We start from the raw sequence: 24,492 nt of genomic DNA, 5'->3' as shown, positions 1-24,492 counted from the left end.
GATGACGGGCTCGCGCCGTCGCCTGCTGACTGCTGCGATGCTCCTGTCGATCTCGTCAGGCCCGCCGGTCTTTGCCGGGGACTGTGTGCCCTTGCCGCAGACGGTCGCACCGGAGCGGCTTGCCGCGCTGTCCCGCGGCTTCAATGCGGACGGCTGGATCAACGGTGCGGCCCCGAGCCGCGAGTTGCTGCAGCAATTGCGCAAGGCGGGAATGAGCCATGTCCGCCTTCCGGTGCCGGCAGAGCGCGTCATGCCTCGTTTCGCTGCGAAGGCCGAGCGCGACGAGGCGCTGCGCGTGCTCGACCAGGCGCTGAAGCAGCTCACGGCGCTCGGCTACGCCATCTCCGTCGATCTTCATCCCGGCGAGCGCTTCAACCGCCTGCACAAGGAGGATCCGGACGAGGCGCTGCGTCAGATGCAGGAGGCCTGGAGCGGTCTTGCTCAGGTCATTCGATCCTATCCGCCCGATCGCATCTTCGCCGAGCTGCTCAACGAGCCCGATGTCGATGCCGGCAAATGGCAAACCGAGGTCGAGGCGCTCGCCGTCTTCGTGCGCGGATTGCTTCCCAAGACGACTCTCGTTGTCGGTCCGGTCAATTGGCAGCGCGCGGACTCGCTGCCACAGTTCCGGCCGCTGCCGGATCCCGACATCGTCTATGCCATCCACTTCTACGATCCCATGGTGTTCACCCATCAGGCCCACTGGGATGCGCAGGATCCGCTGCACGACATCATCGATCTGCCTTATCCGATCAACGCCGACGATCCCAAAGTTCGCGCGCTGCGCCAGGATCTGCGGGATCGGGGCGCGACCAAGGCGCTCGGTATGCTCGACGTCGCGATTGCCGCCGCCAGGGACAGGCCAAGTGCCGATCGCTGGCTCGCGCCCGCGCTTCAATGGCAGCAGCAGTTTGCGCGGCCGATCATCATCAACGAATTCGGCGTGTTGAAAGCCGGCGCGCCCAGGCAGAGCCGCGTGCGCTGGCTGGCGGAAGTCACCGCTTTTGCCCGTGACCATTGCTGGGGTTGGACGCATTGGGAGCTGGCGCAGGGTTTTGGCCTCGTCGACCGCAGCACCGGCAAGCCCGATCCCGATGTGATGCGGGCGCTGCTCGGCGCGCCGCGGCCCGGCCGGCGCTGACCTCTTCGCTTCCGCTATCGTTAACGAATCCTTACACACCCCCCGCTATCGTGCTCCCCGCGCGCTGCCAAAGGACGATTGATGAGTGCCGGGGACGTAACCCAGGTTCAGACCGTGCAGGCCGAGCCGTCGCCGCCGGCCTGGCGCGAGCTGGTCACGACATTCTGCATCGCCGTGGCGACGATCGGCTTCGCGCCGGTCCTGCACCTTGCCAATCCGGCCCTGGCGATTGCCGTCGAGGCTCTGGTCGGTATCGCCATTGTCCTTAGCGTTCCGACCTATGCGCCCGCCATTGCGATCTTCGTTCTGTTCTTCCAAAATCTGTTCGTCTCGCTTCTGTCGCCGCTGGTCCCGCTGCCGTCCGATCTCGACTTCATCAAGGGCTACAACTTCCTCGTCTGCTCCGTCATGTGGCTGGCGACGTTCGGCCTGTACGTACTGGGCCGGAGGAAACAATCGGCCGAGGTGAACCGGATCATGCGCTGGGGTGTCGTCACCCTCGCCGTGGTGTCGCTGTATTTCGCGATCGGCTTCGTCCAGGACGGACAGCCGGCAGCGGTGTACTTGCGCAACATCGTGCTGCCGCTGTTCCTGTTCCAGCTCTCGCTTCTGACCGCCGCGACTTATGAGGTGCGCATCACGCCGTTCCTGGTGGCCCTTGCGGTCGTGCTCATCCTCTGCGGCTATGTCGAACTCGTCTTCCGTGACGTCTGGCTGGCGATGACCAACGGCCACACGTTCTGGGGTTTCGACGAACTCAAGGCGACCCATTCGGGTGTCTGGGAAGCCCAGATGCGCCAGACCGGAAACGTGCCGGTCGATCTCAAGGATCGCTTCAGCTTCGACTTCCTGAACACGCCTCTGCTCGAAGGGTTCGGCCTGTCGAAGATGCTGCGCATCCACGGTCCGAACATGCACCCGATCAGCTTCGCCTATGGGATCGGCTTTCTCGGCCTGTTCCTGTTCTCGGTGGGACGTCCGCTCCTGGCCTTCGCGGCGTTGCCGCTCCTGGTGTTTTGCAGCGTGAAGGGAGCGCTCATCGTCGTGGTCTTCGTGGTCGCGGCGTGGATCGCGACCCGTCTGCTCGGCGCCGTGGTGACGTTGCTGCTCGGCTTCCTGGGTATGATCGCCTTTGCGGTCCTGGCGATCCGCCTCGGCCTGCAGATCGGCGACTATCATGTCATTGGGCTGATGGGTGGCCTGGATGGATTCGTGCAGAGACCCTTCGGCCGAGGGCTCGGCATCGGCGGCAATTTGTCGGATAGTTATTTTTCCATCGACTGGAACGCCGCGCAGGCGGCCGGCACGATCGACGGCGCGGTCGAAAGCGCGATCGGCGTGCTGCTCTACCAGATGGGCATCGCCGCCTTCGTGCCGCTTGCCTTCTATTTCGCGATGGCGCTCAAGGCCTGGCGCCTCTACGCGTCCTCGGGATATCTGACGCAGGGTCTAGCCGGCTTCGGCGTCATGGTCGTGCTGCTCAACGGATTGTTTCAGGAAGAAGCCTTGTTCGCGCCGCTGGCGCTCGGCCTCATGCTGTCGCTCACTGGCCTCGTCATCGGCAGTCATGTGAGAATGCAGGCCCTCGCCCGCGAGGAGGCCGAGCTCGAGCAGCTCACGCACTACCAGCCCGAGCGTAGCTCCGCATCGGTGCGGGCCTGACTCACTGTCGCAGGAACTGACCGTTTTTCTCGGCGTTGATGCTGGGTGGCCTCTCACCCAGCCGATTGCGAGCGATGAAGGATTTTTCAAACGCTGCATTTTCTCCCGATGTGATCGAGGTCATGACGGGCGCCTTGAAAGCCGCGATTGCGAGCCTGCCCGAGCCCGTGCATGCCTCGCATGTCAACGCGCTGGCCGAATCCATCCTGCGTACCGCCGGCGCGGGCGAGCGCAACGCCGTCGATCTGCAAAGGATCGCCTTGTTGGAGCTGCAACTGGTGCCGCGTGAATAGGCAGGCGGTCATGAGGGCGACGTTCACTATCACCGTTGCACTGCTTACCTCGCTTTCGGCCGCTCGAGCGGAGAGCTGGACGACCTACCGCATCGTCGAGTCCGGAACGTCGGTCGACATTCCCGCCTCGCTCTTTACGGAGACAGCCGGCAAGCCCGACGGCTACGGCCAGCGATTTCGTACCTCAGACGGCAGGGCCGATTTCACCGTGCAGGCCGTTGCCAACCAGCAGGGCCTTTCGCCGGCTCAATTCCTCGCCGGGAAGAATCCGCCGCCCGGGATCATCTACAAGCGCATTGCGCGGAACTTCTTCGTGGTCTCGAGCATCAAGCGCGACACGATCTGGTACAACCGCTGCAATTTTTCGCGGGGCTACGTGCACTGCGTGCTGATCAATTATCCCGCGGCCGAGAAGCGGCAATGGGATCGTGTCGTCACGCAGATTAGCCACAGTCTGAGCCCAGGCTGAAGCGGAGCGAGAAGAAGCTGCCCGGGGGCGAGCCGGGCAGCAGGTCGTGAGGATTATCGCGCCGTTGTCGATGTGGTCGACATGGTCGGCTTCGAGCCCGGCACATGCGACATCGTCTTTGTGGTCGAACCCACCTCCTGGCCGGCCTTGACCTTGGTGCGGGTGTGCGAGCGGCTGAACGTGCCGCCGTCATGGGCCTGGGCCCGGGCGTTGGAGTTCATCACCGGGCCGTTGCCCTTGTTCATGCTGACGCCGGTCCGGGCCTTGCCGTCGGTGGCCGCAGCGCTCCCGCCGGCCGCGATCGAGGAGCCGGTGCGGCCGTCGGTCGAAGTGGAGGTGCCGCCCGTCCCGACCGTGGAAGCGGAAGTGCCGCCCACTGCGGCCGAGCCGCCGCTTCCGCCAGTGATGCTGGTCTGTGCGACAACTGGCGAGGCGGCAGCAAGCAGAAGCGCGACCGCCGAGGTCGTGAGTAGAGTTCTCATGTCTCAATCCTTTTCTATGAATTCAGGGGGACGACGTCGAGATCGTGCAGCCGTTGACGGTGATGGTGCTGGCGCTGGTGGAGCCAGGCCCGCCCGCCGTCGACGACGAGCTCGATACGCTGCCGCCGCCGGCCTGCACATGCACCGACGATCCGCCCGCCGAGCTCGAGCTCGACAGCGAACCGCTCGACGACGTCGATCCGGTCGTGCCCGAGCGCGATGCGCCGGCCGCGGTGATGCTGCCGTCTGCGTGCTTCTCGACCGTGACTTTGCAGGTCTCGCCGGATGTCGTCTTCCCGGTCTTTTCCATGGTTTCTGCCGATGCAGCACCGCTCATCAGAGCCAGCGCCGTGATCGCAACGAGTGACTTCTTCATTGCGTGTCCTCCTCAACATGGACGAAGGGAGCGGCACATGGCCGCTCCCGGGATCGGACTAGTTCTTGTCCTTCTTCCACTCGTCCTTGTTGTGGCCCTTGCCCTTCTCGAGGCCCGTATCGCTGGCATGGCTACCGGACTTGCCGTCGCCCATGCCGGGCGACTTCGATGCGCCCGACTGACCAACGGTCGAGCCGCTGCCCGCAGCGGACCCGCCGGTGCCGACGCTGGACGAGCTCTTGCCGTCGCCGGCCGATGAGCCGCCGGTGCCGAGCGTCGAGGCCGAGCCGCTGCCCGAACCGCTGCCGGCCGCAGAGCCGCCGGTCCCCACGGTCGAGCTGCTGGTGCCGCCGCCCGCCGACGAGCCGCCGGTGCCGAGCGTCGAGGCAGAGCCCGAGCCGCTGCCGCCTGCGGAAGAGCCGCCGGTACCGACCGTCGAGTTGCTCGTGCCGCCGCCGGCCGAAGAACCGCCGGTGCCGATCGTCGAGCTCGATTGCGCAACCGCGAGTGCAGTGCCGGCCAGCAGCGCGGCCGCAGCCGCAGAAAGCTTCAGGATCCTCATGTTGATCTCCTCCAGGGTTTCCAAAACGAATTGCCAAATCAGGCTCGGGATAAATTGGCAACCGCTCAAACGTTCCTTTAGGTCGTGCACGCAGACGCGTTCTCTTCACGCCTTGGTCTCGTAGTTCCACGCGCAACGCGCGACGAGCACCGAGCATCGCGTCTATTCATCCAGCATTCATCTGCCGGAAGCTTCTCGTCTCTTGCGTCGCAATCACGCAACGCCGGCATCTCTCAGAATGCCCCGACCATCACTTGGCGTTCGAAGTGTCGATGCGAGGGCGCCGGGCGGGCCATGCGATTCGAGCGGACACCGGCTGCATGCGTCGCGCCCTGTCGGGCTGCAGGCGCAGTTTTCGTCTCCGCCTTCGATGTCTCGGCCATTTCCAGCGCGTCGCTCGCGGCATGGCTTGGCGCCCCGGCGGCGATCGGGGGTGGGGATGCCGCAGCGGCGATGCCGGCCGACGTGTCCAGGATGATCTTTTCAGGGAGGGCGTGGGCGGAACGGATTCGAATGATTGTCCGATCGACATCCGGGGCCGTGGACGCCGTCGCAGGCTGCGGCAGATTGCGATCGAGCACGAAGAGCAGCGCTATGACGAATGCGCCCGCAAAGGCAAAATATCGAATGATGGGCATCAGGCGCTACCGATAGACGAGCCAAGGGCAATTGCACGGGCGGGCCGCCGGCGACGGCCCGCCACGCAATGCGATCAGTCCACCTCTTGGACGACCATGCGGGTCTCGGGATCGACCAGCATGACGCGGCTACCCGAATAGACGTAGCGATATTTGGTAAGCGAGGGGCCCCAATCGCTCGGCACCGTCGCCAGTTCGACGTCGCGCGGCACTGGCGAGCCGATCACGATCCTTTCGCGCGTTTCGACCGGACGGACCTTGTGCTCGGTGACGTAAGACCGAATCCTGGTGCGATACTCCGGCTCGATCTGCACGGCAGCGCCATGGCCCGCACCGGTGGTGGTGACGACGGTGGATTGCGCCATCGCGCTCGTTGATACGAGCAGGGCGGCGGCTGAAATCAGCATGAACTTCTTCATCGCGTTCTCCTCGCCGCTACATGCGGCGCAGCGATGAACTCGCCACTGGCATGGCTGTTCCGAGCGCGAACGGAACATTTGCTGGTTTTTCCCGTTGCTTTGCCGGGAGCAGTCATTGGAGGAGAGGACAATGCCCGTATTGATTCTCTGGGCCGTGCCGGCGATCCTGATTGTCGGCGGTGGCATCTATCTCATTGGCTATATGCATTGAACGTAACGGGGCCCCGGCTTCCGTGACGAAGAAATTGGGGCCCGCGCGATCTGCCTTGCCCATAAGTGCGGGCGATGAATCGGTGGCCGGCGATTTCCCGGTTGTCCCTCGGCTCGCCTTCGATGCAGCTCACAAGCTCATTGTAATCTGCTTCACATGCAAACGTGGCCAGCGAGGCTAGATGAACCCAGGCCTCGCCACCGCGTGGCCCAGTTCGGAGATGGCGATGTTGGCTGCACTGGCAAGGGCAATCTCCCGCGCGACGCGAACCAATTTCGACGTCGAAACTCTGAGGGTGCTACTGATTTTCGCCGGCGCGGGCCTGCTGCTTTCCCTCGTGGCCGCGATGATCTACCAGCAGGCGGCCAAAGCCTCCTTGGTGTGAGATCGCTCTGATCCGCCATCATCGAACCGTCACAGCTCTGTCATCCGCGCTCTACTGATCGCTGCTTCCTTCGCCGCGCATCGTGGAGGCTGACATGCATCTGACTGAGACAATTTCGTCCGACCGGCGGTCGATCCTGAAGGGTCTGGCGGCCGCCGCCGTCACGTCGCTGGCGGCACCGGCCATGGCAGCCGAGGGTCTGGCCGTCGAAGGTCTTCCGGCACAGCCGACTGGAGCGGCTGCCTCAATCGCCACCGACAAGGCCTATTGGGCGGACGTCAAGCGGCTCTACGCCGTCACGTCGGACGTCGTCAATCTGGAGAACGGCTATTGGGGCATCATGACTGAACCCGTGAGGCACGAGTTCATTCGCCAGTCCGACATGATCAACTATCAGAACACCTACTACGCGCGGCTGCGCGCGGGGAGGGATTTCGAGGCGGTGCGCGCCAGGGTGGCGGAAGCGGTCGGCGTGGCTGTGGAGGAGATCGCGCTCACCCGCGGTGCGACCGAAGCGCTGCAGCTCCTCATCGGCGGCTACAACAGGCTGAAGTCGGGCGACGCCGTGCTCTATGCCGACCTCGACTATGATTCGATGCAGTATGCGATGAACTCGCTCAGGGCGCGGCGCGGCGTCGACGTGGTCAGGTTCGACGTGCCGGAGCCCGCCACGCGCCAGGCCGTGCTCGACGCCTATGCCCGCGCCATCGAGGCGAACCCGAGGACGAGACTTCTGCTCCTGACCCATGTCAGCCACCGCACCGGCTTGGTGATGCCGATCGCCGAGATCGCCCGCATGGCGAAGGCCAAGGGCATCGACACCATCGTCGACGCCGCGCATTCCTGGGGACAGATTGACTTCAAGGTGAGTGAGCTCGAGGCCGATTTCGTCGGCTTCAATCTGCACAAATGGATTGGCGCGCCGCTTGGCGTCGGTTTCCTCTACATCAGGAAGGACCGCCTTGCGGCCATCGATCGTGACATGGGCGACGAGGATTTCGCCGAGAGCGACATCCGCTCGCGGGTTCATACCGGCACGGTCAATTTTGCAACGGTGCTGACGGTGCCGACGGCCCTGGCGCTGCATCAGCAGATCGGCGCCGCCGCAAAGCAGGCGCGCCTGCGCCATTTGCGAGACTATTGGGTGAGCCGCGTCCGCGGATTCAAGGACATCGAGATCCTGACGCCGGACGAAGCCGGCTCCTACGGCGCGATCACCTCGTTCCGCCTCGCCGGCAAGACCAGCAAGGCCGACAACGAAGCCGTCGTGGTGAAGCTCCGCGACAACCACAAGGTCATGACGGTGCGCCGGGCCGGCGTCGCCAAAGGCCAGTGCATCCGCGTGACGCCCGCGCTCTTCACCGACGAGGCCGATCTCGATCGCCTCGTCGACGCGCTGGCCGTCGTCACCGGGACGAAGACGGGGTGAAAGCCGGGGTAAATATCGCCGTTTGCATAAATGCGGCCTAGGCGTTGGCGCGACGTGGCGAGAAACGCCTCAACAGCACGCGGCAGACACTGCATTGGTGCCCTATGCCTGGCGCCGCGCCTCGGATCACGCCTTGCCGCATGAGCTGTTGCTCTGATGCAAGCTGGCGACGTCGGCTCGGCCCTGGCTTTCCGTGACCTGAACCAACGTGATTGCACCGGGCGTGATGATTCCCATCTGCGGCTGGGCGGAGAGGTAGGTGGTGCTGCCGGCGCGCAGATCGAGGCTGACCTTCTCGCTTCCCTGCCCGAACAGATTGCTGCTCAGCGGAAGATTGTTGACCGCAACCTCGTGGCGGCCCGGAGGCAGGTCGCAGGCCACGAAGCCGGCAGCCTGACTGCCTCCAACGGAGCGGCCATCGACCGAATAGCTTGGCTAAATTGCGAAACCGAGGGCGGATGAGCGATAGACCACCAGCCGCGCAGTATTTGCCTTGACGTTATCTGTCAGAGCCGTGCTGCCTATCGGGCCTGACGCACAGCCCGCAAGCAAGAAAGCTGCAACGAAGATCCCCGGACGCAAGCCCATTCCACCCCCCCGATTCAGTCCAACAGTCCCCGGGGAATCATTGGCGGGGGTGGTGCACGAAGTCAATCGCGACTTCTGGTCGTGCGGCGCGAGCTGATGTCAACGCCACCCCAGCGCCGGGGCCACGTGCTTCAGGATGGCCTCGATCGCATGCGCGCAGTAGTCGACGCCGAGCTGGTTCGGGATCGTCAGGAGCAACGTATCCGCCTCGGCGATGGCCTCGTCCTGCTTGAGCTGCTCGATCAGTACGTCAGGCTCGGCGGCATAACTCCGGCCGAAGATGGCCCGGGTCTGCGGGTCGATGAAGCCGATCTGGTCCTCGCCGCCCCGCTCGCCGCCGAAATAGGCGCGGTCGCGATCGTTCATCAGCGCAAAGATGCTGCGGCTGACGGAGACGCGGGGCTCGCGGACGTGGCCGGCTTCCTTCCACGCCGCGCGGTAGGTGCGGATTTGTGCGGCCTGCTGTACGTGAAAGGCCTCGCCCGTCTCGTCGTTCTTCAGCGTCGAGCTCTGCAAATTCATGCCGAGCTTGGCCGCCCACACCGCGGTCGCATTCGAGCCGGCACCCCACCAGATCCGCTCGCGCAAGCCTGCCGCATGCGGCTCGATGCGCAACAGGCCGGGTGGGTTCGGAAACATCGGCTGCGGATTGGGCTCGGCAAAGCCTTCGCCGCGCAGGAGGTCGAGAAAGACTTCGGCGTGACGCCGGCCCATGTCGGCGTCGCTCTGGCCCTCGGCCGGCCGATAGCCGAAATAGCGCCAGCCGTCGATCACCTGCTCGGGCGAGCCGCGGCTGATGCCGAGCTGCAACCGGCCGCCGGCGATAAGGTCGGCGCTTCCGGCGTCCTCCACCATGTAGAGCGGGTTCTCGTAGCGCATGTCGATCACGGCCGTGCCGATCTCGATCCTGCTGGTCCTGGCGCCGACGGCCGCAAGCAGCGGAAAGGGCGAGGCGAGCTGGCGCGCAAAGTGATGCACGCGGAAATAGGCGCCGTCGGCACCGAGCTGCTCGGCCGCCACGGCAAGCTCGATCGATTGCAGCAGCGTATCGCTGGCAGAGCGGGTCTGCGATTGCGGCGAGGGCGTCCAGTGCCCGAAGGAGAGGAATCCGATCTTTTTCATGCGGGCAACATATGGACGATGGGGAGAATTTGCGAGACGCCGGCCGAGGGAAAGAGCCGCGTGCCATTAAGCGCCTCCTGGAGGAAGCAGGCACGGGCTCGGTTGCTCGTGGAGTCTTCAGATTTCGCAGCGGGCCAAATTCAGCGCTTTGAGCAAGCCGCCGAACGCCTTGAGCCGACAGGACTCGCTCTCGCTGGCGGCCTTTGCACGCTGAACATTGGCTGTCCGCTTGACGACAGCTGCTGTTGGCTTTGGTTTGGGCTTAGGCCTGGGAGGTTCGGCGGTGGCGACCGACTTCGGCTTGTTTCGCTGACGGACGATCGGCGCCGGCGCGGGCGAACCGACATGGACGTCCTGCGGAGCAACGGGGGTGTCGACCGACGTTGGCGCCGTCGGCATCGCGCTGCTTATGGCGGCAACTTCGAGGCGATCCGCCTTCTCTAGCGCGTCATGCGTAACAGAGATGCCTGTGCTTTCGGCAGGCGGCTGGACGATCGCGACGGAGCGACGCGGTGGAGTGCTGAGCTCCATGGCTGACAGCATTCCCACGCTCAACAGGATGAGGAGGCCCAACAGCGCCATTCTCAGCATTACGCGCCTCTAACCCAAGTTAGCCCCCGCGGGAAATTCTCCGCGCCAATAAGGCAACTTTGCCGGCGGCCGCCGACCCACGGCGAATCATTTGCCGACAGGGTTAACGGCGGCGGTGCCGATGATCGCTGGCGGGTCTCTTTCGGTTCGTCGCGTGGGAGCTGCGACCCGTCGCTACCGTTCGACGCGTGACGCCCCGTGCCGGCGCAAGCCTGACCCGGGGCGGGTTCGCGGCCGCGAGCGGTGATTATCTTTCGCCTTCTTCCGCTTGCTCCCGCTCAAGGGCACTGATCAGCTTCCCAATGCGCTGCGTGGTCGTGGGGCTTTTCGCAGCCCGCAGCAGGCGCTTGGATTGCTCTAAACGAGAAGCGATCTGCTCCTGGCGCGCCAATTGGTCTTCCATCATCTGTTGTCCTCCACGGAGGAAGACGATCGGCAAGGCCAATGGTTCAAATCTGTTGTGTCAGCGCGCGTCGCTCCGCTGGATACTCGCGGCGCACCAGCCACAGGAATGGGTAAAGCCAAACGGCAGAGTTGAGAAACTGGAACAATATCTCGTTATGGTTGTTGTCATGCCGGATCCTCAGACGTGCAGGGTCGACGAGAAAAAGTCAGCAGAACAAAAATGGTAGGATCTCTGTCATCTCTCGCGGCTTTCGTACTCCTTGGAGCGTCGGTGATCGCTTTGCCGGCTTTTGCTCCAAAAGTGCAAGCGGATGAGCTTCAGGCACTGGCCAAAGGGGACCGGCTCGCAATCCAGGCCGCTTCAACGGACTGCTCGGCACAGGTCTGGCCGGACCTTACCACGTCCTGCTTGCGACACGCCGGTGCTGGAACGAAGATCCAGGAAGCTCGCCTCGTGACTGCCCGGCGTTAGATCGGTCGTCCGTCAATCCGCTCTTGAGGGATCAGCCCAACCCTCCAGTGCTTCCCGTCCGACCCGCGTGGTCGTGATCAGACCGTCGCGCCGAGACGAGATACCTGCTGACGCAGGCGAATTGGCTGGCCTTCTCCGCCCGAGAAGCGCAGCAATGGGTGCGGACGTCGGTCAAGGGCAATCGGCCTAGAGCATTGCGCGGGTGCCGAGACCGCTCGGGCCCGCCGAGAGAGAGCGAGATCACCATGTCGACAGATCCAATCCAGGTGCCGAACGTTCTCGTCGTGGAGGACGAGATGATCCTGCGGATGCGTGCGGTCGACATCGTGGAGGATGCCGGGTTCTGTCCCATAGAGGCGATCAATGCCGACGAGGCGATCTCCGTTCTGGAGTCCCGATCGGACATCTCGCTGCTACTGACCGACATTCAGATGCCCGGCAGTATCGATGGCCTCAAGCTCGCCCATGCGGTGCACGAGCGCTGGCCCTCGATCAAGATCATTCTGGTGTCCGGCCAGGTGAAGCCGTCCGAGGCGGAACGGCCAGCGGACAGCAGATTTTTCGGTAAACCGCTCGGTGTCGAGCAAATGATCACCGAGCTTAAGGCCATGGTCGGCGCAGGTGCTTTGCAGATCGTTCCGACGGCAGGCGACTGGACGCCAAATACGATATTTGACGCCGCGCGGACCGCTGCGCCCACCTCCCGGTCGGAGCAGGAGGCTTCTCTGTCTGCCGAGAACGACAGCCTTCGCTTGCTGCTCGAACAGGCCGAGATCGACGCGAGGGCTATGATCGTTCAGGCCGGCATCGATGCCGAGCAGCGAAGTGCCGCCGACAAGTTGCAGAAGCTGATCCTCGGAGAGCTGCATCATCGCGTCAAGAACACGCTTGCCATGGTGAGTGCGATCGCGTCCCAGAGCTTCCGCGGAGCGCCGAGCATCGAGCATGGACAGAAAGCCATGGAGGGCAGGCTGCTCGCCTTGGGGCGAGCCCATGATCTCTTGATGCAGGTGAGTTGGGCCGATGCGAGCCTGACCCACACGCTGAGCAGCGCAACGGAGCCCTACGACAGTCAGGGAGACCGACGCTTCCACTTCAATGGACCGGATATAAGGATTACCTCCGTCGCCGTCATTGCGCTTGCGATGACGTTCAACGAACTGTGCACCAACACCACCAAGTTCGGCGCGCTGTCCGTCCCGACAGGCCGCGTCGAGATTTCGTGGGCGATTGATGAGGTGAAGCAGAGGCTTCGCCTTGTCTGGACCGAAAGGGGCGGCCCCCCGGTCGAACCGCCAACACGCCGGAGTTTCGGCACCCGGATGATGGGGTCTCTCGGCCAGCAACTGACCGGGCAGGTGAGCCTCGCATATGAACGGAGCGGATTCGTTTACGCACTGGACGTGCCACTCGGCTCGGTCGTCGCGGCAGCGTGAGCCTGCGAGAGATCTAGGTTTCGGTCGCGGGATCGACGGGAAGTCGTGCCTGCGGTGCTCCAGCTGAGCCGGCGTCACTTGCCGGCCGATCACCTGAGACCAGCAAAAAAGGCCGCGGTTTGCACCGCGACCTCTTGAATTCACGCGCTTCGCCGCTCAGTAGGTGCCGATACCGACACTTACGCCCGGAGCGCGGAAGCCAACACCGCTGCGTTCCTCATAGCCACGCCGCTCGATGTAGCGCTCACGAGGTGCATATCCGTAGGCATCGCGGCCTTCGCGGATGATGACGCGTCGTTCGCTGCGCTCGCGCCAGCACCGTCCGTCTTCGTTGCAGACCATGCGAACGTTTTGGAGGCTGCTCTCCGGCGCGGACGACGTGCTGAGGGTAAGCGGTGCTGCCGAAGCTGCTGTCACGATGAGTGTACTGGCTGCGGCTGCCAAGACTGTGAATATTCTCATGAAGTATCTCCTGAATGAAGCTTGTGTCAGTAAGCCAATGGACTCGAGGAACAATGGTTCCGTGAGCCCAAGAAGAAACTCCTGCGCGAAGAGAATGTGTGTGTTCGCTTGGATCGGCGGCTTTCAAGATGACAAAGCCTTGCCAGCTCACGCGTAGGCTACCCAACCGCGGAACGTGAAGCCCGTGTAGAACAGGGTCGGCTCGGAGAAGCCGGCATCGCGCAAAACCGCCTCGTCCTGCGCGGGCTCCAAAATTTCCAGGTGGTTGGTGACGGCGTTTTGCGCGGCCGCGGCCTTGTCGGGCTCGACGCCGGAGGCGGCCAGGAACGCGGAGTACCGCGATAGCCACAGCGGACGTTCCTCCTCGCCGTCGGGCGCGCTCAAATGCGCGACCACGAAGGGAGCGCCCGGCTTCAACCGGCGGCGGATTTCCGAGGCAATGCGGCGTCTCTCCGCGACGTCGACGAAGTGCAGAGTCAGCAAGCAGCTCGCACCGTCGAACGATCCCTCCGGCGCATCGTCGATGTAGCCCTGGTGAAGATGTGCGCGCGATGCGAGCGGGCCCAGGGTTTGCCGGGCGAGCGCCAGCATCGCCGCAGACGGATCTACGCCGTCGAAACGCCAGGCGGGCTGCGCCTGCGCAAACGTCTTCAACTCGAGGCCGCCGCCGGCACCGAGCACGAGGATCCGCGCATCTTCACGCGCGCGCTCGGCCAGCAGGATCGCCGCCATCGACAGCATGGAATTGTAGCCGGGAACGAAGCGCGGCGGTCCCTCGGTGTAGGTCGCCACCGCTTGCGGATCGGAGAACATATCTTGAATGCTGGTCATTGCGTTGTCCTTCCTGAAGCCGGCATCAGGCGTGATGCGCGCTGATGCCTTGAAGCTTGCGGGGAGCCGAGGCGCTTGCGAAAATCCTCGCTCAGCATCGCCAGCGTCACCTCGCCGAGCCGCGACAGCAGCAGCGCTTCCGCATCGCGGAAGGCTTGGTCGAGCGCGGCGTTGACGGCCTGCTCGACGAGGCAGCCCGGCGCCTCCGTGCGATTGCCCATGGCCAGCAGCGAGGGACTGCCGAGCGCGGTGTAGACATCGCGCAGCGTCACCTTCGACAGGTCGCAGGCAAGCGTCCAGCCGCCGCCATGCCCCTTCTCGGAGCGGACGTAACCGAGGTCGCGCAGGCCGGCCATGATGCGGCGGATCACCACCGGGTTGGTGTCCATGGCTTTCGCAAGGGTCTCGGACGTGAACGGGCCGGGTTGTTGCGTCATGTGCAAGAGCACATGGAGCACGCCGGATAGCCGGGAATCTCGTTTCATGTAACTCTATATGTTACGTGATAGCTCAAATGTCAAATGCGGCCAAGGCCCGATGACATTCTCCCGATTTTGCTACGTGCTAACCCATTGATCCCGCTCATGCCGGCTACTGTGCATGGGGTTGTTTTCGACTTTTTTGTTTCGGCGAGCCCAAAGACCGAGGCCGCCATGCTGATTTGTCACGGTGACGCCGCCGCGCGCGAGGACAACAATCAGCCGGACACCGCGTGGACTTTTTGTCCCTCACCTCGCGCGGCGCCGGTTTTCATCCATCCATTTTTTGGAGGCGCATCATGCAGGTTTACAATGTGGTGAAGTTCAAGGTGAAGCAGGGCGAGGAAGCCGCCTTCCTCGACGCGCACCGGAACGGCAAGGCCAAATGGCCTGGCCTCGAGCATGGCGTCATCATCAAGACCGGCGAGCAGACCTTCTGCCTCATCGGCACATGGTCCAGCCAGGATGCGCTGCTCGCGGCACGACCAGCAATGATCAAGACCCTCGATAGTTTCAGGTCGGTGCTCGAGGACCAGGGCAACGGCCGCGGTGTGACGGATGCCGCTTCGGGCGAGGTGGTGCTCGGTCTCTAGCAGGCGATCGGCCCGCTACTTCATCACCCGCAGGCCCTTGGTCGTGAACCGCTGGGTCTTGTCGCCCGGACGGACCGGACGCCTTGTGCCGGCGGCCTTGCCGGTGCCGGGCGGCTGGTGGGCGGGCACGAGCTGGTGCGGCTGCGAGCCGATCAGGTCGCGGCGGCCCATCTCGATCAAGGCCTCGCGCAGCACGGGCCAATTGTCGGGGTCGTGGTAGCGCAAGAACGCCTTGTGCAGGCGGCGCTGGCGCAGGCCCTTGATCGCCTCGACCTTGTCGCTGCCGCCGTGCCGCACGCCGCGGAGGGGATTGACGCCGGTGTGATACATCGCAGTCGCGGTCGCCATCGGTGAGGGCAGGAATGTCTGCACCTGGTCGGCGCGATATCGGTTCTCCTTGAGCCAGAGCGCGAGGTTCATCATGTCCTCGTCGGTCGTGCCCGGATGCGCCGCGATGAAATAGGGGATCAGGTAATATTTCTTGCCGGCCCGCTCGGCCGCTTCGTCGAACATCCGCTTGAACTTGTTGTAGGCGCCGATGCCCGGCTTCATCATCTTGTCGAGCGGGCCGCGCTCGGTGTGTTCAGGCGCGATCTTCAAATAGCCGCCGACGTGATGGGTGACGAGCTCCTTGATGTATTCGGGGCTCTCCACTGCAAGGTCATAGCGCACGCCCGAGGCCACCATCACCTTCTTGATGCCCTTGGTCTCGCGCACCTTGCGATAGAGCCTGATGAGATCGTCATGCGAGGTGTTCAGGTTCGGGCAGATCTCGGGGAAGACGCAGGACGGCCGCCGGCACGCGGCCTCGACCTTCGGGTCCTTGCACGCCATTCGGTACATGTTGGCGGTGGGGCCGCCGATGTCGGAGATGACGCCGGTGAAGCCCGGCGTCTTGTCTCGGATTTTTTCGATCTCGCGCAGGATCGAGCCTTCCGAGCGATTCTGGATGATGCGGCCTTCGTGCTCGGTGATCGAGCAGAAGGTGCAGCCGCCGAAACAGCCGCGCATGATCGTCACCGAGAACTTGATCATGTCCCAGGCGGGAATCTTGGCGTCGCCATAGGACGGATGCGGCGCGCGGGCGTAGGGCAAATCGTAGACCGCGTCCATCTCGTCGCTGGTCAGTGGGATCGGCGGCGGATTGAGCCAGAGATCGCGGTCGCCGTGACGCTGCACCAGCGGCCGCGCATTGCCGGGATTGCTCTCCCGGTGCAGCACGCGTGACGCGCGGGCATAGGCTTCCTTGTCCTGCTCGACCTGCTCCAGCGCCGGCAGCCGGATCACGGTCGCGCCCTTCTGGCGGGTTGCGCCTTCGTCGGCGGAATCGAGATCGTCGGCGTGCAGCTCGGAGTAATCTTCAGGCACGCGGCGGAACAGCGCGACGCCGCGGATGTCGTTCAGCTCACGCGGCGCTTCACCGGCGGCGAGCCGCTGCGCGACTTCGACCACGGCGCGCTCGGCGTTGCCATAGAGCAGCAGGTCCGCCTTGGCGTCGGCAAGCACCGAGCGGCGCACCTTGTCGGACCAGTAATCGTAGTGCGCGATCCGGCGCAGCGAAGCCTCGATGCCGCCGAGCACGATCGGCACGTCCTTGAACGCCTCGCGGCAGCGCTGCGCATACACCACGGTGCAGCGGTCCGGCCGCTTGCCGCCTTCGCCGCCGGCCGTATAGGCATCGTCGCTGCGGATGCGGCGGTCCGCGGTGTAGCGGTTCACCATGGAATCCATGTTGCCGCCGGTGACCCCGAAGAACACTTTTGGCTTGCCCAATGCCTTGAACGGCTCGGCCGAGTGCCAGTCGGGCTGGGAGATGATGCCGACCCGAAAGCCTTGTGCCTCCAAAAGGCGGCCGATGATGGCCATGCCGAAGCTGGGGTGATCGACATAGGCGTCCCCGGTCACCAGCACGATGTCGCAAGCGTCCCAGCCGAGCGCGTCCATCTCGGCGCGGCTCATCGGGAGGAACGGTGCCGGCTTGCGCGGCCGGGCCTGAGCCATCAGGGGCTTTGCGGCGGTGATGATCTGGGTGTCCATGGGGCGTAGGCATAGGACTCCGGGCCTGCGAATACAACCGACGGACGCGTGAAAGATCGCGGTTCCCCAGCCGCCCATGCGCTGCGTTAACGGGTTCGCCAGCGCCTACCGTCTCCTCCCCGACCAGCGGCGGCAGGTGTGTGACGCCGTCCACATAACAGCCGGTGCCGTCGCGTCATGCTCACTCCAGTCCTCTAGGAGAGCCCCATGTTGCTGGTCGATGCGCTGCTGATCCTGGCGATGTTGTTCTTCCTGTTCCTGCCGATCACCGATCGTCGGACGGTGCGGATGAGGCTCTGCATGCTGTGCGCGCTGCTCGCGGTGTTCTCGCTCTCGATCACCCGCACCCCATCGTGCCGGTTCTCCTCGCGGGCATCTCCGCGCCTTCCGGAATGGTGCGCGTGCCTCATATGCATATGGACGAGCCGTCGTCGGGGTTCTCACCGCCGCAGACATCGGATATCCGATTGATCCATGGGCAAGGGAACCTCTGACGGCGGTCGTGGCGCGAGCACCGGTGCATCACCGTCCACGCACGCCTGGCTTGGCGCGATCGCGCTGATCGGCTTCATCCTGGTGGCGACCGCGCAGGCCTCCAATCAAATTCTGGCGCGCGGACTTGCCGGCTCGGTCCCGCCCTTCGCGCTCGCCTTCTTCCGCTGGAGCATCGTCGCCATCGGGCTCGCGCCGATCGCGCTCAAGGAGATCCGCGATGGCCGCGTGACGCTGGCCGGGAGCATCTGGCCCATCCTCGCTGCCGGATTCATGGGCATGTTCCTGTGCGGCGGTCCGGTCTATGCCGCGGGCGTATCGACGACGGCGATCCACATCGCGCTGATCATGGCGCTGTCGCCGATCACGGTGCTGCTGATTTCGGCCGTGCGCGGCATCGAGCATGTCGGCCCGCTGCAATGGCTCGGCACGGCACTCGCGCTCGCCGGTGCGCTGCTGATCATCTCCGGCGGCCATCCGCAGACGCTGATCGAGCTTCAGACCGCAGCAGGCGACGGCCTCGTCGTGATCGCCATGCTCGGCTGGTCCGGCTACACGCTGCTGCAATCGCGCGCCGCGCCGAAGGCCTCGCTGTTGGCACGCATCAGCCTGTTCTCCGGCGCGGGCGCGCTGTTCTCGCTGCCGCTCGCGGCCATAGAGATGTGGGCGTCGCCGGGGCAGGTCTTCAGCACCAAGGCGCTCTCGGCCTATGTCTTCGCCGGGATCGTTCCCGGCCTGCTCGCCTATGCCGGCTTTGCCTGGCTCGGCGGCAAGTTCGGCTCGGTGCGGACCTCGCTCGTGCTCTATCTCGGGCCGATCGCGAGCGCGCTGCTGTCTTTCGCCATCCTCGGCGAACCGCCGAAGCTGATCCATCTTTTCGGCGGTTTGCTGATCCTGGGCGGCGTCTGGGCCAGCCTCCGCCGCTAGTTCCATCCGCACGCGTCCCGGTTCATCCGCAGGAACCATCCGGTGTCGTGAACATTCTGATGGAGGGGTTGCGGCGGGCCCGGCTCGCGCGCGCTCGCAACGTTCGCCTCTGGCGTGGGGGAGCCGTGAGTACAGTCATAGAGAACCTGCTGTTGCGGAAGCAGAAACTCGTGGAGCAGCTCGAAAAGGCGCCATCGGTCGAGGATCGCGACAAGATCGAGCACCAGCTCGAGCAGATCAACACCGCGCTGGATTTTCTGGACAGGCCGGGATCGAAGGACGCGAAATAGCCGCGCTCAATCCACCTTAGATGTCTCGACCTTCAAAGCCCTGGCATAGACCAGCCCCGAATTGGTGATATGCGTGGTCATCAACTCCTCGAAGGCGGCGAGGTCGCCGCGCGCGAACAAATCGAGAAGCTTGCGGTGCTCGTCGAACGAGGTGCGGGTGCGCACGTCGATCGGCGAGGTCAGATTGGTGCGGAGCGCGGCGACGCGGCCGGAGACAAGTTGATAGGATTCGGCGAGGTAGCGGTTGCCGCAATGGGTGAACAGCGCCTCGTGAAAGGCCGCATCGGCGCGGCCATAGGCGATGTTGTCCTTCGCCGCGACCGCCGGCTCCATTGCGGCGATCGCATCGCTCATCGCGGCGGCCGCACCGTCGCGATCGCAGCGATAGGCGAGCTCGGCCGCCCTGGGTTCGAGCGCGATGCGGAAGGTGCAGAGCGCATTGATGTCCTCCGCGCTCGGCGTGAACACAAAGCTGCCGACCTGCGGGCGGATCACCACGAGGCCTTGCGCTTGCAACAGGCCCATCGCCTCGCGCACCGGCGTGCGGCTGACGCCGAAGGAATTGGCCACCATCTCCTCGGAGATGGCGGCGCCCAGGGTGAACTCGCCCTCGATGATCGCCTGCCGCAACCGCTGCATCACCCGCTGCGACAGTGATTTCGGCGTGTCGAGCTTGAGCGAGCGCATCTGCTCTCTCAGACGACTTTGCCGGGATTGAGCAGATGATCAGGATCGAGCGCCGCCTTCAGTGTCCGCATCAGTGCGATCTCGGCCTCGCTCCTTGCATGTCCCAACCACCTCTTCTTCAGCGTGCCGATGCCGTGCTCGGCGGAGACGCTGCCCCCCAGCTCGCGGACCAGACCGTAGATGATCGTATCCATCTCCTCCTTCGGCTGCTGCTCGACGGCAAGGCCGGTGACCCAGGAGACGAGATGCAGATTGCCGTCGCCGATATGGCCGTAATAGACGCTCTCGCAGCCCTCGATGCCGGAAGCCAGCGCGGCCTTGCAGCGCGTGGCGAACTCGTCCATCCGTGCCACGGCAAGGCCGATATCATAGGAGATGTGCGGGCCCAGCACCTGGCCGAACTCGGCGCAGATGTCGCGCACGCGCCAGAAGGCCTGCGTCTGCGCCAGCGATTGCGCCACGGCGGCATCCGCCAGCAGCCCGCGCTCCATCAGCTCTTCGAGCCAGGCCTGGAAGCGCGGCGCGTCGACGCTCTCGTCGGTGCCCTGCGCCTCGACCAGCACGTAGAGGCCGTGACCTGCGGTGACCGGCGGCTTCACGCCGGCGCGGGTCGTGATCACGTCCCAATAGTCCGGCCACATCACCTCGAACGCCGACAGCAGCGGGCCGAGCCCGCTGCGCGCCGCGCCGAGCAGCGCGACCACCGCGGCATAGTCCTTCAGCGCACAGAGCGCCGCCATGGTCGAGCGCGGTTTCGGAAACAGTTTCAGCACCACGCGGGTGATGATGCCGAGCGTGCCTTCCGAGCCGATGAACAGATGCTTCAGATCGTAGCCGGCATTGTTCTTCATCAGCTTGTTGAGGCTGGTGATGATGGTGCCGTCGGGCAGCACCACTTCGAGACCGAGCACGAGCTCGCGCGTCATGCCGTAGCGGATCACTCGGTTGCCGCCGGCGTTGGTCGAGAGATTGCCGCCGATCGCGCAGGAGCCGCGCGAGCCGAGGTCGAGCGGAAAGAAGAAGCCGGCTTCATCAGCCGCTTTCTGAATTGTCTCGAGCGGCGTGCCTGCCTTCACGGTCATCGTCATCGAGGCAGGATCGATCTCCTCGATGCCGGTCATGCGCTCCAGCGAGATCGCGACCCAGCCTGCTTCGGGCGAGGCGCCGCGGCACAGTCCGGTCAGTCCGCCCTGCGGCACGAACGGCAGGCGCGCCTGCCGGCAGGTCAGAATCGCATCGGCGACACCTTGCGCATCCACGGGGCGGATCACCGCGAGCGGCGTCTGCGGCAGGCTCGCGCTCCAGTCGTTGCAATTGCGCGCCGGCACGTCGGTGCCGACAAGCACCGCCGCTGCGCCGAGCTTGTCGCGCAGGGCGCCGAGCAATTGGTCGGGGCGCCCGGCCGGGGTCACCATGTCCATGCGAACCTCCTCAAAATCTGGCTGCGCCATACGCCGTGACACCGGAAAAGGATTTGCGCGCTTCTTGTATGTAAGGTACAAGACAAAAAGTAAAGCAAAAACAAGGGCCGATCCGGCTGCGGAAGATCTTTGAAGATCAGAGGCTTAGCTCGGGATCGAAGCAAAGGGCAGTGTGATGATTGAGGCAATTCGCGGGTTCTGGGTGGCATCGGCGACACCGCTGGCGGCCGACGGCAGCGTGGATTCCGCAAAGCTCGCGGCTCATGCCAAGCAACTCTTCGGCAAGGGTGTCGACGGCGTCGTGCTGTTCGGCACCACCGGCGAGGGCACCTCGTTCAATGTCACCGAGCGCGTTGCAACCATCGAAGCCGTGCTCAAGGCTGGTGTCGCGCCGGAACGCATCGGCGTCGGCGGCGGCTTCCCCGCCATCACCGACAGCATCGCGCTCGCGCGCGCCGCGCTCGGTCTCGGCTTGCGTCACGTGCTGGTGCTGCCGCCTTACTTCGATCGCAGCGCCACGGCTGAAGGCATCGAGGATGCCTTCGCCGCGATCATCGACGGCGTCTCCGACGACCGGTTGCGCGCCTATCTCTATCATATCCCGCAGATCTCGGGCGTTGCGATCCCGACCGGCGTCGCCGCGAACCTGCGCAAGCGTTACGGCAGGGTGGTCGCGGGCCTGAAGGATTCCAGCGGCGACTTCAAGCAGTTCCAGGCGTTCCGTGCCGCGGCTCCCGATCTGGCCATCACCGTCGGGAACGAAACCGACATCGCCCGCGCGATCGCCGCCGGTGGCGCGGGCACCATCTGCGGCATGGCCAACATCGTGCCGGAGCTGGTCAGGGCGATGATCGACGGCAAGGATGCCGAACCGCGCATGCAGGCTGCGGCCGATATCGTGCTGAAGACGCCGTCGTTCCTCGCGACCCTGAAGGCCATCATCGCGGCGCAGACCGGCGACCCCGCGTGGTTGCGCGTGCGCCCGCCGCTCCGCGCATTGTCGGACGGCTCCGCATTCAAGCGGAAGCTCGACGAGTTGATGGCTCCTGCCATCGCGTGAGACCGCACGACATCGCGACACGCCGCCGCGATTCGCGTACTGCGTGTCGCAGCCGACGCGAGGCCAATTAGAGATTGCCGCTCAATGCCGGTCCGTTCTTAGAACGATTCCATACTGGAGCGATTCAAGCTCGGCCACGGTTCTCCTCGATCTCGCCGGCTGTTACACGCGCACACTTCAATGTCCTGACGTGAAGTGGATTGAAAGTGCGTGCCTCCGTGGATGGCCTGCGTAGCCGCAGCCATCGTCATCGTGCCGGCGAGAGCCGTGCAGGTCTTTTCGTCGGTGTAGTCGTGCTGCTCACCGGATTTTCGTCCCATACCACGAGCGCGCGGGCGCAGTCGGCGCTGCCGCCGGTGACGGTGGAAGCCCCGGCGCCGCGGTCCAGGCCAGCACGTGCGTCGGAGCAATCGCCACGCCGCATGCAGGCCGCTCGCCGCCAATCCGCCCGCAATCCTGCCCCCACGCCGCCAACGCTCTCGGAGCGCGCGGCCGCGGAAGCCGCCGCGCAGCAGGCCGCCAGGCTCGGCTACCGCGCGATGCCGAGCGCGACGACGCTGCGCAGCGGCGCCTCGCCGCTCGACACATCGCAGGCCGTCAACGTCGTGCCTGAGCAGGTGCTGAAGGACCAGCTCCCGCGCAACATCGATGATGCGCTCATCAACGTCTCCGGCATCACCCAGACCAATACGCTGGCGGGCAGCCAGGACGCCGTGATCCGCCGCGGCTTCGGCGACAACCGCGACGGCTCGATCATGCGCAACGGCATGCCGCTGGTGCAGGGCCGCAGCTTCAATCCCGCGGTTGAAAGCGTCGAGGTGCTGAAAGGGCCGGCCTCGCTGCTCTACGGCATCATGGATCCCGGCGGCATCGTCAACACCATCAGCAAGCGTCCGGAGCTCTATCAGCACGGCTCCGTCACGCTGCTCGGATCGGCCTTCAGTGCCTCGAAGACCGGCGCGGACGGCCTGCTCGACGTTACCGGTCCGATCGGCGATCAGGGCCTTGCCTATCGTTTCATCGGCTACGGCGTCAGCGAGGACTATTGGCGTAATTTCGGCCGTCACCGCGAGATGCTGGTCGCGCCGTCGCTGGCCTGGTACGGCCAGGACACCACGGTTCAGCTCAACTACGAGCATCGCGAGTTCATCTATCCGTTCGATCGCGGCACGGCGTTCAATCCGGTGACCAAGGCACCGTTGGCGGTGCCAGCGACGCGACGGCTGGATGAACCCTTCAACAACACTTGGGGGACATCGGACCTGATCCAGGCCTCGGTCGAGCACCGCTTGAACCAGGATTGGAAGCTCTACGCCGGCTACAGCTACAACACCGAAACCTTCAGCGCCAACCAGCTCCGCATCACCGGCATCAACTTCACGACCGGTAACGAGACGCGGAGCAATGACGGCACGCGAGGCTCGCTCAGCAATGTCAGCTATGGAACGTCCTACATGTCCGGCAGCTTCTGGCTGGGCAACATGCGCAATGACGTGGTCTTCGGCGGCGACGGTCAGTATCGTACCATCTACCGCGACACCTTGATCCGGCAGACGACTCCCGCCTTCAATGTCTACAATCCCGTCTACGGCCTGATCGGGCCGGGCACGACCGCTTCCCCGACCGATAGTGCCCAGACTGACAAGCTCGGCCAGTGGTCGCTGTTTGTCCAGGACACCCTGCATCTCACCGAGCGGTTCGCGCTGGTCGGTGGCGTGCGCTACATGGACTACGACCAGATCGCCGGCCGCGGAAAGCCGTTCATCACCAACACCAATGTGTCGCAGGACAAGGTACTTCCGCTCGGCGGCGCCATCTTCAAGCTCACCGACCAGATATCGCTCTATGCGAGCTACACGCAGTCGCTGAAGCCGAACTCGACCATCGCGCCGATCGGCGTGATGATCGATTCCAACGTCGCGCCCGAGGAGGGCGTGTCGTACGAGACCGGCGTGAAGTTCGATTTGAACAAGCGCATCTCGGGTACGCTGGCGCTCTACGATCTCGACAAGAAAAACGTGCAGACGACGAAGACCAACAGTGCGGGCATCGTGGAGCTCCATACCGTCGGCCGTGCCCGCTCGCGCGGCGTCGAGCTGGACGTGACCGGCAGGCTCACCGACAGCTGGGCCTTGATCGGCAGCTATGGCTATACGGACGCCCGCGTGACGGCGTCCGAGGATCTGACGTTGCTCGGCAAGAAGCTGCAAAACGTCGCCCTGAACACCGCCTCGCTCTATCTGGTCTATGACTTCGGCACCGCATTGCCCGGTCAGCTCCGCCTCGGCGGCGGCGCGCGTTATGTCGGCGACCGCCCCGGTGATTCCATCAACACCTTCTTCCTGCCGTCCTATGTTGTCGCCGATATCTTCGCGACCTACGAGATGAAGCACCAGAACACGCCGGTGATCTACCAGTTCAACGTCAAGAACCTGTTCGACACCGTCTACTACTCCTCGGCCGTCAACAATCTGAACGTCGCCATCGGCGATGCGCGTCGCGTCTCGCTGTCAGCAACGGTGAAGTTCTAGC

The 24,492-nt window shown here is 64.4% G+C and carries 27 protein-coding genes and 1 pseudogene; 13 read left to right on the top strand and 15 right to left on the bottom strand.

Going from position 1 to position 24,492, the window contains the following annotated elements:
• Nucleotide 1 precedes the first annotated feature (1 nt).
• From ACFDR6_RS03495 to ACFDR6_RS03480, 4 genes are all read left to right on the top strand, one after another.
• Nucleotides 2–1,141 carry a glycoside hydrolase family 5 protein gene (locus ACFDR6_RS03495; protein WP_375857397.1) on the top strand — a complete coding sequence of 380 codons (1,140 nt, stop codon included), beginning with the start codon at nt 2–4 and terminating at the stop codon, nt 1,139–1,141.
• Nucleotides 1,142–1,222: 81 nt separating this feature from the next.
• On the top strand, nt 1,223–2,803 hold the full coding sequence (locus ACFDR6_RS03490; RefSeq protein ID WP_375857396.1) for a hypothetical protein: 1,581 nt from the start codon (nt 1,223–1,225) through the stop codon (nt 2,801–2,803).
• 74 nt (nt 2,804–2,877) lie between these two features.
• A complete protein-coding gene (locus tag ACFDR6_RS03485) occupies nt 2,878–3,096 on the top strand; it encodes a hypothetical protein (RefSeq protein WP_212084341.1) in 219 nt (72 codons plus the stop codon).
• A 10-nt stretch (nt 3,097–3,106) separates the two neighbouring features.
• Complete coding sequence (locus ACFDR6_RS03480; RefSeq protein WP_375857395.1) at nt 3,107–3,565, top strand: hypothetical protein; 459 nt, start codon at nt 3,107–3,109, stop codon at nt 3,563–3,565.
• A gap of 53 nt (nt 3,566–3,618) precedes the next feature.
• Here ACFDR6_RS03480 and ACFDR6_RS03475 read toward each other — a convergent pair whose 3' ends face one another.
• From ACFDR6_RS03475 to ACFDR6_RS03455, 5 genes are all read right to left on the bottom strand, one after another.
• The gene (locus tag ACFDR6_RS03475) at nt 3,619–4,047 is read right to left on the bottom strand and encodes a hypothetical protein (protein ID WP_212084346.1); all 429 of its coding nucleotides are present in this window, start codon (nt 4,045–4,047) and stop codon (nt 3,619–3,621) included.
• Nucleotides 4,048–4,069: 22 nt separating this feature from the next.
• Entirely contained in the window at nt 4,070–4,423 is a 354-nt protein-coding gene (locus ACFDR6_RS03470) for a hypothetical protein (RefSeq protein WP_317241385.1), read from the bottom strand.
• 58 nt (nt 4,424–4,481) lie between these two features.
• Complete coding sequence (locus ACFDR6_RS03465; protein WP_212084350.1) at nt 4,482–4,985, bottom strand: hypothetical protein; 504 nt, start codon at nt 4,983–4,985, stop codon at nt 4,482–4,484.
• Nucleotides 4,986–5,218: 233 nt separating this feature from the next.
• Nucleotides 5,219–5,623: a hypothetical protein gene (locus ACFDR6_RS03460; protein WP_375857394.1), complete on the bottom strand. Its 405-nt coding sequence runs from the start codon at nt 5,621–5,623 to the stop codon at nt 5,219–5,221.
• Nucleotides 5,624–5,697: 74 nt separating this feature from the next.
• Complete coding sequence (locus ACFDR6_RS03455) at nt 5,698–6,042, bottom strand: DUF1236 domain-containing protein (RefSeq protein WP_212084354.1); 345 nt, start codon at nt 6,040–6,042, stop codon at nt 5,698–5,700.
• 437 nt (nt 6,043–6,479) lie between these two features.
• Between ACFDR6_RS03455 and ACFDR6_RS03450 the strand changes: the two genes are divergently transcribed.
• Entirely contained in the window at nt 6,480–6,638 is a 159-nt protein-coding gene (locus ACFDR6_RS03450; protein ID WP_317241382.1) for a hypothetical protein, read from the top strand.
• 94 nt (nt 6,639–6,732) lie between these two features.
• Nucleotides 6,733–8,067 (top strand): aminotransferase class V-fold PLP-dependent enzyme, encoded by a 1,335-nt coding sequence (locus tag ACFDR6_RS03445; RefSeq protein WP_375857393.1) that lies wholly within the window; start codon nt 6,733–6,735, stop codon nt 8,065–8,067.
• Between the two features lie 126 nt (nt 8,068–8,193).
• On the opposite strand, the gene ACFDR6_RS03440 is transcribed toward ACFDR6_RS03445, so the two are convergent.
• The 4 genes from ACFDR6_RS03440 to ACFDR6_RS03425 all read right to left on the bottom strand — a co-directional run bounded on the left by ACFDR6_RS03440 (nt 8,194) and on the right by ACFDR6_RS03425 (nt 10,774).
• Nucleotides 8,194–8,448: a hypothetical protein gene (locus ACFDR6_RS03440; protein ID WP_375857391.1), complete on the bottom strand. Its 255-nt coding sequence runs from the start codon at nt 8,446–8,448 to the stop codon at nt 8,194–8,196.
• A 306-nt stretch (nt 8,449–8,754) separates the two neighbouring features.
• Complete coding sequence (locus ACFDR6_RS03435; protein ID WP_375857390.1) at nt 8,755–9,777, bottom strand: LLM class flavin-dependent oxidoreductase; 1,023 nt, start codon at nt 9,775–9,777, stop codon at nt 8,755–8,757.
• A gap of 117 nt (nt 9,778–9,894) precedes the next feature.
• Nucleotides 9,895–10,368 (bottom strand): hypothetical protein, encoded by a 474-nt coding sequence (locus tag ACFDR6_RS03430; protein ID WP_375857388.1) that lies wholly within the window; start codon nt 10,366–10,368, stop codon nt 9,895–9,897.
• A gap of 247 nt (nt 10,369–10,615) precedes the next feature.
• Complete coding sequence (locus tag ACFDR6_RS03425) at nt 10,616–10,774, bottom strand: hypothetical protein (RefSeq protein ID WP_317241378.1); 159 nt, start codon at nt 10,772–10,774, stop codon at nt 10,616–10,618.
• A gap of 767 nt (nt 10,775–11,541) precedes the next feature.
• On the opposite strand from ACFDR6_RS03425, the gene ACFDR6_RS03420 reads away from it, so the two are divergent.
• A complete protein-coding gene (locus ACFDR6_RS03420) occupies nt 11,542–12,681 on the top strand; it encodes an HWE histidine kinase domain-containing protein (RefSeq protein ID WP_375857387.1) in 1,140 nt (379 codons plus the stop codon).
• 156 nt (nt 12,682–12,837) lie between these two features.
• Here the strand turns inward: ACFDR6_RS03420 and ACFDR6_RS03415 are convergent, their stop codons facing one another.
• The 3 genes and pseudogenes from ACFDR6_RS03415 to ACFDR6_RS03405 form a co-directional block, all read right to left on the bottom strand.
• A complete protein-coding gene (locus ACFDR6_RS03415) occupies nt 12,838–13,143 on the bottom strand; it encodes a hypothetical protein (RefSeq protein ID WP_212084617.1) in 306 nt (101 codons plus the stop codon).
• A gap of 147 nt (nt 13,144–13,290) precedes the next feature.
• Nucleotides 13,291–13,974, bottom strand: coding sequence for a class I SAM-dependent methyltransferase (locus ACFDR6_RS03410; RefSeq protein ID WP_375857385.1), 684 nt, complete (start codon nt 13,972–13,974; stop codon nt 13,291–13,293).
• Between the two features lie 25 nt (nt 13,975–13,999).
• Nucleotides 14,000–14,459, bottom strand: a pseudogene (locus ACFDR6_RS03405) (Rrf2 family transcriptional regulator).
• A 293-nt stretch (nt 14,460–14,752) separates the two neighbouring features.
• On the opposite strand from ACFDR6_RS03405, the gene ACFDR6_RS03400 reads away from it, so the two are divergent.
• Nucleotides 14,753–15,046 carry a DUF718 domain-containing protein gene (locus tag ACFDR6_RS03400; protein WP_375857383.1) on the top strand — a complete coding sequence of 98 codons (294 nt, stop codon included), beginning with the start codon at nt 14,753–14,755 and terminating at the stop codon, nt 15,044–15,046.
• A 15-nt stretch (nt 15,047–15,061) separates the two neighbouring features.
• Here the strand turns inward: ACFDR6_RS03400 and ACFDR6_RS03395 are convergent, their stop codons facing one another.
• On the bottom strand, nt 15,062–17,083 hold the full coding sequence (locus ACFDR6_RS03395) for a YgiQ family radical SAM protein (protein WP_375857380.1): 2,022 nt from the start codon (nt 17,081–17,083) through the stop codon (nt 15,062–15,064).
• 207 nt (nt 17,084–17,290) lie between these two features.
• Between ACFDR6_RS03395 and ACFDR6_RS03390 the strand changes: the two genes are divergently transcribed.
• The 3 genes from ACFDR6_RS03390 to ACFDR6_RS03380 all read left to right on the top strand — a co-directional run bounded on the left by ACFDR6_RS03390 (nt 17,291) and on the right by ACFDR6_RS03380 (nt 18,792).
• On the top strand, nt 17,291–17,554 hold the full coding sequence (locus tag ACFDR6_RS03390; RefSeq protein ID WP_375857379.1) for a hypothetical protein: 264 nt from the start codon (nt 17,291–17,293) through the stop codon (nt 17,552–17,554).
• A gap of 3 nt (nt 17,555–17,557) precedes the next feature.
• Complete coding sequence (locus ACFDR6_RS03385; RefSeq protein ID WP_212084396.1) at nt 17,558–18,502, top strand: DMT family transporter; 945 nt, start codon at nt 17,558–17,560, stop codon at nt 18,500–18,502.
• Nucleotides 18,503–18,627: 125 nt separating this feature from the next.
• Complete coding sequence (locus tag ACFDR6_RS03380; protein ID WP_198172788.1) at nt 18,628–18,792, top strand: hypothetical protein; 165 nt, start codon at nt 18,628–18,630, stop codon at nt 18,790–18,792.
• Nucleotides 18,793–18,798: 6 nt separating this feature from the next.
• Here ACFDR6_RS03380 and ACFDR6_RS03375 read toward each other — a convergent pair whose 3' ends face one another.
• Together ACFDR6_RS03375 and ACFDR6_RS03370 are read right to left on the bottom strand one after the other, a co-directional pair.
• The gene (locus ACFDR6_RS03375; RefSeq protein WP_317241368.1) at nt 18,799–19,479 is read right to left on the bottom strand and encodes a GntR family transcriptional regulator; all 681 of its coding nucleotides are present in this window, start codon (nt 19,477–19,479) and stop codon (nt 18,799–18,801) included.
• Nucleotides 19,480–19,487: 8 nt separating this feature from the next.
• Nucleotides 19,488–20,900 carry an FAD-binding oxidoreductase gene (locus ACFDR6_RS03370; RefSeq protein WP_375857378.1) on the bottom strand — a complete coding sequence of 471 codons (1,413 nt, stop codon included), beginning with the start codon at nt 20,898–20,900 and terminating at the stop codon, nt 19,488–19,490.
• A gap of 175 nt (nt 20,901–21,075) precedes the next feature.
• Here ACFDR6_RS03370 and ACFDR6_RS03365 point away from each other — a divergent pair, with 175 nt between their 5' ends.
• Both ACFDR6_RS03365 and ACFDR6_RS03360 read left to right on the top strand, forming a co-directional pair.
• The gene (locus ACFDR6_RS03365) at nt 21,076–21,960 is read left to right on the top strand and encodes a dihydrodipicolinate synthase family protein (RefSeq protein ID WP_375857377.1); all 885 of its coding nucleotides are present in this window, start codon (nt 21,076–21,078) and stop codon (nt 21,958–21,960) included.
• Nucleotides 21,961–22,160: 200 nt separating this feature from the next.
• Nucleotides 22,161–24,491 carry a TonB-dependent siderophore receptor gene (locus ACFDR6_RS03360; RefSeq protein WP_375857376.1) on the top strand — a complete coding sequence of 777 codons (2,331 nt, stop codon included), beginning with the start codon at nt 22,161–22,163 and terminating at the stop codon, nt 24,489–24,491.
• Nucleotide 24,492 lies beyond the last annotated feature (1 nt).

Source organism: Bradyrhizobium tunisiense (assembly GCF_042263385.1).
Classification (GTDB): domain Bacteria; phylum Pseudomonadota; class Alphaproteobacteria; order Rhizobiales; family Xanthobacteraceae; genus Bradyrhizobium; species Bradyrhizobium tunisiense.
This window is presented reverse-complemented; position numbering and strand designations above follow the sequence as displayed.